Raw genomic sequence first — 6,333 nt, 5'->3', positions numbered from 1 at the left:
GCCCGGAGTTCCGGACGGGGGCGCGGTGCTGACGGGCTGTCACCTGCCGGCGCGTGCGTACACCGCGTCAGACGAGCGGCCTGATCTCGGTCGGCGCGTGGCCGGGCTCGGTGGCCAGGTCCTCCCACTCGTTCACCTGGTCGATCCGCACCCCCATGGAGATGTTGGTGATCCGCTCCAGGATCGCCTCGACCACCACCGGCACCCGGTACTCGGCGGCGAGCTTCTTCGCCTGCTCGAAGGCCGGCAGCAACTGGTCGGGCTCGGTGACCCGGATCGCCTTGCAGCCCAGGCCCTCGACGACCTTGACATGGTCGACCCCGTAGACGCCCAGCTCCGGTGAGTTGATGTTCTCGAACTCCAGGTTGACCTGGAAGTTGATGTCGAGATTGCGCTGCGCCTGCCGGATCAGCCCCAAGTAGGCGTTGTTCACCAGCACATGCACGTATCCGATCCGGTGCTGCGCGCCGACGGCCAGCTCTTCGAGCATGAACTGGAAGTCGTAGTCGCCGGAGAGCGCGACGACCGTGGTGTCCGGGTCGGCCTTCGCGACACCGAGCGCGGCCGGGATCGTCCAGCCGAGCGGGCCCGCCTGGCCGCAGTTGATCCAGTGCCGCGGCTTGTAGACGTGCAGCATCTGCGCGCCGGCGATCTGCGAGAGACCGATGGTGGTCACGTACCGGGTGTCGGGACCGAAGGCGCGGTTCATCTCCTCGTACACGCGCTGCGGTTTCATCGGCACGTCGTCGAAGTGCGTCCTGCGGTGCAGGCTGCCCTTGCGCTCCAGCACGGAGGCGATCCACTCGGTGCGGTCGGGCAGTTCGCCCGCCGCCTTCAGCTCCTTCGCCACCTCGACGAAGAGCTTCAGCGCGTCCTTGGCGTCCGAGGCGATCCCGTAGTCCGGCGCGAAGATCTTGCCGATCTGGGTGGGTTCGATGTCGACGTGGACGAACGTGCGGCCCGCCGTGTAGACGTCGAGAGCGCCGGTGTGCCGGTTGGCCCAGCGGTTGCCGATACCGAGGACGAAGTCCGAGGCGAGGAACGTCTCGTTGCCGTAGCGGTGCGAGGTCTGGATGCCCACCATGCCGGCGTTCAGGTCGTGGTCGTCGGCGATGGTGCCCCAGCCCATCAGCGTCGGGACGACCGGTGTGCCGGTCAGCTCGGCGAACTCCACCAGCAGGTCGGACGCGTCGGCGGTGATGACACCGCCGCCCGCGACGATCAGCGGGCGCTCGGAGGCGGCCAGCATGGTGAGCGCCTTCGCGATCTGCGCGCGGGTCGCTGACGGCCTGTACACCGGCAGCGGCTCGTAGGTCTCGATGTCGAACTCGATCTCGGTGAGCTGCACATCGATCGGCAGGTCGACGAGGACCGGGCCCGGCCGCCCCGAGCGCATCAGATGGAACGCCTGCTGGAAGACGCCGGGGACCTGGGCGGCCTCCAGGACGGTGGTGGCGGCCTTGCTGACGGGCCGTGCGATCGACGCGATGTCGACGGCCTGGAAGTCCTCCTTGTGGATCACCGCGGTCGGTGCCTGGCCGGTGATGCACAGGATCGGGACGGAGTCACCGATCGCCGAGTACAGCCCGGTGATCATGTCGGTGCCCGCCGGGCCCGATGTGCCGATGCAGACGCCGATGTTGCCGGGGTTGGTGCGGGTGTAGCCCTCGGCCATGTGGGAGGCGCCCTCCACATGGCGGGCGAGCGTGTGGTCGATGCCACCGGCCTCTTCGAGGGCCTTGTAGAAGGGGTTGATCGCCGCGCCCGGCACACCGAACGCGTCGGTGACGCCTTCGCGCTTGAGGATCTCAACTGCCGCTCGGGCAGCGGTCATACGAGGCATGGAGTGCTCCTGCTCCGGCTGGTGGACTCGGGCTCTGTCGCGCCACCTGAGAGCGTCGATTCCGTCGATTCCACTCTTTCCGCAATGCGGAAAGCATGTTCTGCTATGTGGAATCAATCTAAAGCGCCTGCCACCTGCCGTCAAGGGATGGCGGAAGACCCTCCCCAAGGCGCCGCCGGTGATGGACGATGGGCACGCAGGCGCGGCGCGCGCGGGTGGCACGAGGGGGGTGCGGGGAGTGGGCGAGAGCGTTCCTGTCCGCTGTCCCGACTGCGGGCACAGCCATGTGTTCTCGGCGGCGGCCTACCCCTGCCCCTGCGGAACGGCCGTCGCGGCGCCCCTGGTCGCGGGCGCGCCCCCGATCCGCATAGTGCGCCGGACCTGGGACGACGAGTGGGTGACCGTCAGCTGCACCGGGTGCGGACGGTACGACGAGTGGCCGCAGCCGGAGCTCGGCTGCCCGTGCGGGGCTCTGTTGCGGATACCCGTCAGGCCGGTGACGGCCGGGGCGGGGTGCGACGCCGTGAACGGCGCCGCGCACTATCTGCGCGAGATCGGCTTCCCGGACGTCCTGCGCTCCGGCGAGCGGCCGGAGGCCGGCGTGGATCTCCGGGGGCCGGGGATCGTCGCCCAGGTCGACCTGGGCCCCCGTCACGCCGACTCGCGCGCCGTCGAGTGCCTGTGGCTGAGCGCGCTGACCGAGTCGGCGGTGAGCGCCTTCTTCTCACTGGCCGGTTACACGGACGAGGCGCGCGAGCGCGCCGACACCCTCGGAGTGCCGCTGTTCCTCCTGGACCCGACGGGCGCCCCGCGACCGGTCAACGGACCGGCGGCGGAGCTGGATCGCTCACACGCCTGAGCCGAACCGCGAACCCCTCACCGCGCACGCACCGCGCGGGCATACTCTCTCCATGCGAATCCGCCCCGCGGTCCCCGCCGATCTCCCCCTCCTCCAGGACATCGAGAGGGCCGCCGGTGAACCCTTCCGCGCCGTCGGCATGGCCGCGATCGCCGACGACGAGCCCCCGGCCATCGATCTCCTCGACCGCTATCTGCGCGCGGGCCACGCCTGGGTGACCGAGGACGCCAGCGGCCGCCCGGTCGCGTATCTGATCTACGACGAGGTCGACGGCGCCGCCCATATCGAGCAGGTCTCCGTCCACCCCACGGCGGCGGGGCGCGGAGTCGGCCGCGCGCTCATCGAGCATCTGGCCGGACGGGCGGAGAGCACCGGGCTGGCCGGGCTCACCCTGACCACCTTCGCGGACGTGCCGTGGAACGCGCCGCACTACACCCGGCTCGGCTTCCGCACCCTCGCGGAGAGCGAACTCACCGACGGGCTGCGGGAGATCAGGCGCGCCGAGGCCGCGCACGGTCTCGACCACTGGCCCCGCGTCTGTATGCGCCGTGCCACGACGGTGAGGTGACCGCCGGGCGCCTGAGGTCAGCGCCCGTCACCCTCCTCGTACTCCGCGCCCGAGCCCTCGGCCGTACGCTCGCGCAGCTCGATACGGCGGATCTTGCCCGAGACCGTCTTGGGCAGTTCCGCGAACTCGATGCGGCGCAGGCGCTTGTACGGGGCGAGGACCGCGCGCGAGTGCTCGAAGAGCAGCTTCGCCGTGTCGGGTCCCGGCTCCCAGCCGTCCGCCAGGACGATGTAGGCCTTCGGCACGTTGAGCCGCAGCGCGTCGGGCGCCGGGACGACGGCGGCCTCGGCCACGGCCTCGTGCTCCAGCAGCGCGCTCTCCAGCTCGAACGGCGAGATCTTGTAGTCGGACGCCTTGAAGACGTCGTCGCCGCGGCCGATGTACGTGATGTAGCCGTCGGCGTCGCGTGAGCCGATGTCGCCGGTGCGGTAGAACCCGTCCGCCATGGACTCGGCCGTACGCTCCGGGTCACCGTGGTAGCCGGTCATCAGCCCGACCGGGGCGTGGGAGAGGTCCAGCGAGATCTCGCCCTCGTCCACTCCGGGAGCGCCGGTGACCGCGTCGAGCAGCTCCACGGTGAAGCCGGGTGTCGGCCGGCCCATCGATCCGGCCTTCAGCAGCTGCCCCGGCGAGTTGGCGACCTGGACGGCGGTCTCGGTCTGGCCGAAGCCGTCCCTGATCGTGACGCCCCACTCCCTTCGGACGGTCTCGATGACCTCGGGGTTGAGCGGTTCACCGGCGGCGACGACCTCGCGGGGACGGTTGCGCAGCAGCGTCAGATCGGCCTGGATCAGCATCCGCCACACGGTGGGCGGCGCGCAGAAGCTGGTGACCCGGGCGCGGTCCATCTCGGCCATCAGCCGGACGGGGTCGAACCGCGTGTAGTTGTGGATGAAGACGGTCGCCTCGGCGTTCCAGGGCGCGAAGAGATTGGACCAGGCGTGCTTGGCCCAGCCGGGTGAGGAGATGTTGAGATGCACGTCGCCGGGCCCCAGCCCGATCCAGTACATCGTCGCGAGATGGCCGATCGGATACGAGACATGGGTGTGCTCGACCAGCTTGGGGCGGGCGGTGGTGCCGGAGGTGAAGTAGAGCATCAGGGTGTCGTCGGCGCGGGTGACCCCGTCGGGCTCGAAGACCGTGGACTCCAGGTGGGACGCCTCGTACGCCCGCCAGCCGGTCCCGTCGGAGCGCGAACCGCCGTCCGGGCCGCCGTCCGGGCCCCCGGCGTCAACCTGGGCACCGTCGCCACCGACCACGATCCGGGTGTACTCCCCCGGCACGTCGGCGAACTTCGCGGTGTCACCGGCCCGGACGATCACCTGCCGCACCCGGCCGCGCTCGACGCGGTCCCGCAGGTCCGCGGGGCCGAGCAGCGGTGTCGCGGGAATGACGACGGCCCTGAGTTTCATCGCGGCGAGCGCCGTCTCCCACAGCTCGGTCTGGTTGCCGAGCATGACGAGAACACGGTCACCGGCCGCCACGCCCTGGGCACGCAGCCAGTTGGCCACCTGGGCGGAGCGCCCGGACATCTCGGCGAAGGAGGTGACGCACTCGGTGCCGTCCTCCTCGACGATGTGCAGCGCGGGCCGGTCGTTTCCCTCGGCGATCACGTCGAACCAGTCCAGCGCCCAGTTGAACAGCGCGGGCCGGGGCCAGACGAAGCCTTCGTACGCCGCGGTGTAGTCCTCCCGGTGTCGCAGCAGGAAATCCCTGGCCGCGCGGAACTGCTCCGTCGCGTCGACAGCCCTCATGTGCCCTCCTCGTCGCTCGCCCGTTCACTAGCATCGTGTAACCGGTGACGTACGTCTCACCACCCCCTGACGGGGGTGAACCGAACTCGTCGGGCCGGCGGAGCGACCCGAGGAGAGGGAAGACGCTGTGAGTGAGGCGGTCGAAGCGGTCGAGATGCGGACCGCGCTGCTGACGCTGCGCCGTACGACCGGGCTGCCGGTGGCGTTCGGCGGGCTGTTGCACGACGCGCGCCAGGTCCGCATCGCGGAGCTGAACGGCACCGCGACCGGTGCCCTGCGCGGGCTCGGGATCTCCGTCGGGAACGGGCTGGGCGGCAAGTCGATCGCGCTGCTGCGGCCCTGCGCGGTGACCGACTACCGGCAGGCGCGGCACATCAGCCACGAGTACGACGCGGCGGTGGCCACCGAGGGGCTGCGCTCCGTGGTCGCCGTTCCCGTGATCGTGCGGCGCCGGGTCCGTGGCGTGCTGTACGGCGCGCTGCGCGATCCGCTGCCGATGGGCGAGCGCGTCTTCGACGCCGCCGTCGCCGCCGCCCGCGACGTGGAACAGTCGCTGGTCGTACGGGACGAGGTGCAGCGGCTGCTCGCCGTGACCCGCGAGCCGGTGCGGGGCCTGCCGGAGGCGTGGGAGGAGGTCCGCGAGGCGCACATCGAACTGCGGGCACTCGCGCCGCGCATCGTGGACGCGGGGCTGCGCAGCGAACTGCACGCAGTCTGCGGCCGGTTGGCGGGTGCCGGCGACGTCACGCGGGACGTGCGCGACCGGGGCGGGTACTACGAGCAACGGGCCGTGGCGCTGGCGCCGCGCGAGGTGGACGTGCTGGCGTGCGTGGCGGCGGGCTCGACGAACGCGGCGGCGGCCGAGCGCCTGGGGCTGCGGCCGGAGACGGTGAAGGGGTACCTGCGGGCCGCGATGCGCAAGCTCGGCGCGCACAACCGCCTGGAGGCGGTGGTGGCGGCCCGCCGGGCGGGGCTGCTGCCGTAGAGGTGTCCGCAGGCTCTTCGTAGCGGCGGGCTCCCCGCCGCTACGTGGCGGCAGGTCCGGAGAAGTCCGCGAAGCGCACGGTGTACGAGGGGGAGGTGGCCGAGGAGAGGGATCCGAGCATCCGGACGCCTTCCTCGGCCACCGCGTCGCGCTGTGCGCGGGTCAGCGTGCCGAAAGCCTGGAGGGTCAGTGTCCCGTGCGCGTCGCCCTCCGTGCCGTCCTCCAGCCGCCAGATCCCGGCGAGGAATCCGTCGACGAGGAAGGTGCGGTACCCCTGGTTGCCGTTCCAGGTGAGCTTGCGGTAATCGGCGGGCACGACGCGGG

6 protein-coding genes are annotated in these 6,333 nt (G+C 71.1%); 3 read left to right on the top strand and 3 right to left on the bottom strand.

Annotation, left to right across the window (positions count from 1 at the left end):
- Nucleotides 1–67: 67 nt before the first annotated feature.
- On the bottom strand, nt 68–1,843 hold the full coding sequence (gene gcl, locus GXP76_RS33180; RefSeq protein ID WP_242575331.1) for a glyoxylate carboligase: 1,776 nt from the start codon (nt 1,841–1,843) through the stop codon (nt 68–70).
- Nucleotides 1,844–2,024: 181 nt separating this feature from the next.
- Here gcl and GXP76_RS33175 point away from each other — a divergent pair, with 181 nt between their 5' ends.
- Both GXP76_RS33175 and GXP76_RS33170 read left to right on the top strand, forming a co-directional pair.
- On the top strand, nt 2,025–2,702 hold the full coding sequence (locus tag GXP76_RS33175) for a hypothetical protein (protein ID WP_242575330.1): 678 nt from the start codon (nt 2,025–2,027) through the stop codon (nt 2,700–2,702).
- Nucleotides 2,703–2,754: 52 nt separating this feature from the next.
- Nucleotides 2,755–3,270: a GNAT family N-acetyltransferase gene (locus GXP76_RS33170; protein ID WP_242575329.1), complete on the top strand. Its 516-nt coding sequence runs from the start codon at nt 2,755–2,757 to the stop codon at nt 3,268–3,270.
- 17 nt (nt 3,271–3,287) lie between these two features.
- On the opposite strand, the gene GXP76_RS33165 is transcribed toward GXP76_RS33170, so the two are convergent.
- The gene (locus GXP76_RS33165) at nt 3,288–5,024 is read right to left on the bottom strand and encodes an AMP-binding protein (RefSeq protein ID WP_242575328.1); all 1,737 of its coding nucleotides are present in this window, start codon (nt 5,022–5,024) and stop codon (nt 3,288–3,290) included.
- A gap of 154 nt (nt 5,025–5,178) precedes the next feature.
- Between GXP76_RS33165 and GXP76_RS33160 the strand changes: the two genes are divergently transcribed.
- Nucleotides 5,179–6,009 (top strand): helix-turn-helix transcriptional regulator, encoded by an 831-nt coding sequence (locus GXP76_RS33160; RefSeq protein ID WP_277994093.1) that lies wholly within the window; start codon nt 5,179–5,181, stop codon nt 6,007–6,009.
- A gap of 40 nt (nt 6,010–6,049) precedes the next feature.
- On the opposite strand, the gene GXP76_RS33155 is transcribed toward GXP76_RS33160, so the two are convergent.
- Nucleotides 6,050–6,333 (bottom strand): DNA glycosylase AlkZ-like family protein (locus GXP76_RS33155; RefSeq protein ID WP_242575326.1); only part of this gene is annotated, 284 nt, incomplete at its 5' end.

Source organism: Streptomyces sp. NP-1717 (assembly GCF_022695985.1).
Lineage (GTDB): Bacteria > Actinomycetota > Actinomycetes > Streptomycetales > Streptomycetaceae > Streptomyces.
This window is presented reverse-complemented; position numbering and strand designations above follow the sequence as displayed.

Excerpts from the sequence above, each read along its gene's own strand:
- GXP76_RS33160 (WP_277994093.1), top strand. The coding sequence starts at position 5,179 with ATGCGGACCGCGCTGCTGACGCTGCGCCGTACGACCGGGCTGCCGGTG.
- GXP76_RS33170 (WP_242575329.1), top strand. The coding sequence starts at position 2,755 with ATGCGAATCCGCCCCGCGGTCCCCGCCGATCTCCCCCTCCTCCAGGAC.
- GXP76_RS33165 (WP_242575328.1), bottom strand. The coding sequence starts at position 5,024 with ATGAGGGCTGTCGACGCGACGGAGCAGTTCCGCGCGGCCAGGGATTTC.
- gcl (WP_242575331.1), bottom strand. The coding sequence starts at position 1,843 with ATGCCTCGTATGACCGCTGCCCGAGCGGCAGTTGAGATCCTCAAGCGC.
- GXP76_RS33175 (WP_242575330.1), top strand. The coding sequence starts at position 2,025 with ATGGACGATGGGCACGCAGGCGCGGCGCGCGCGGGTGGCACGAGGGGG.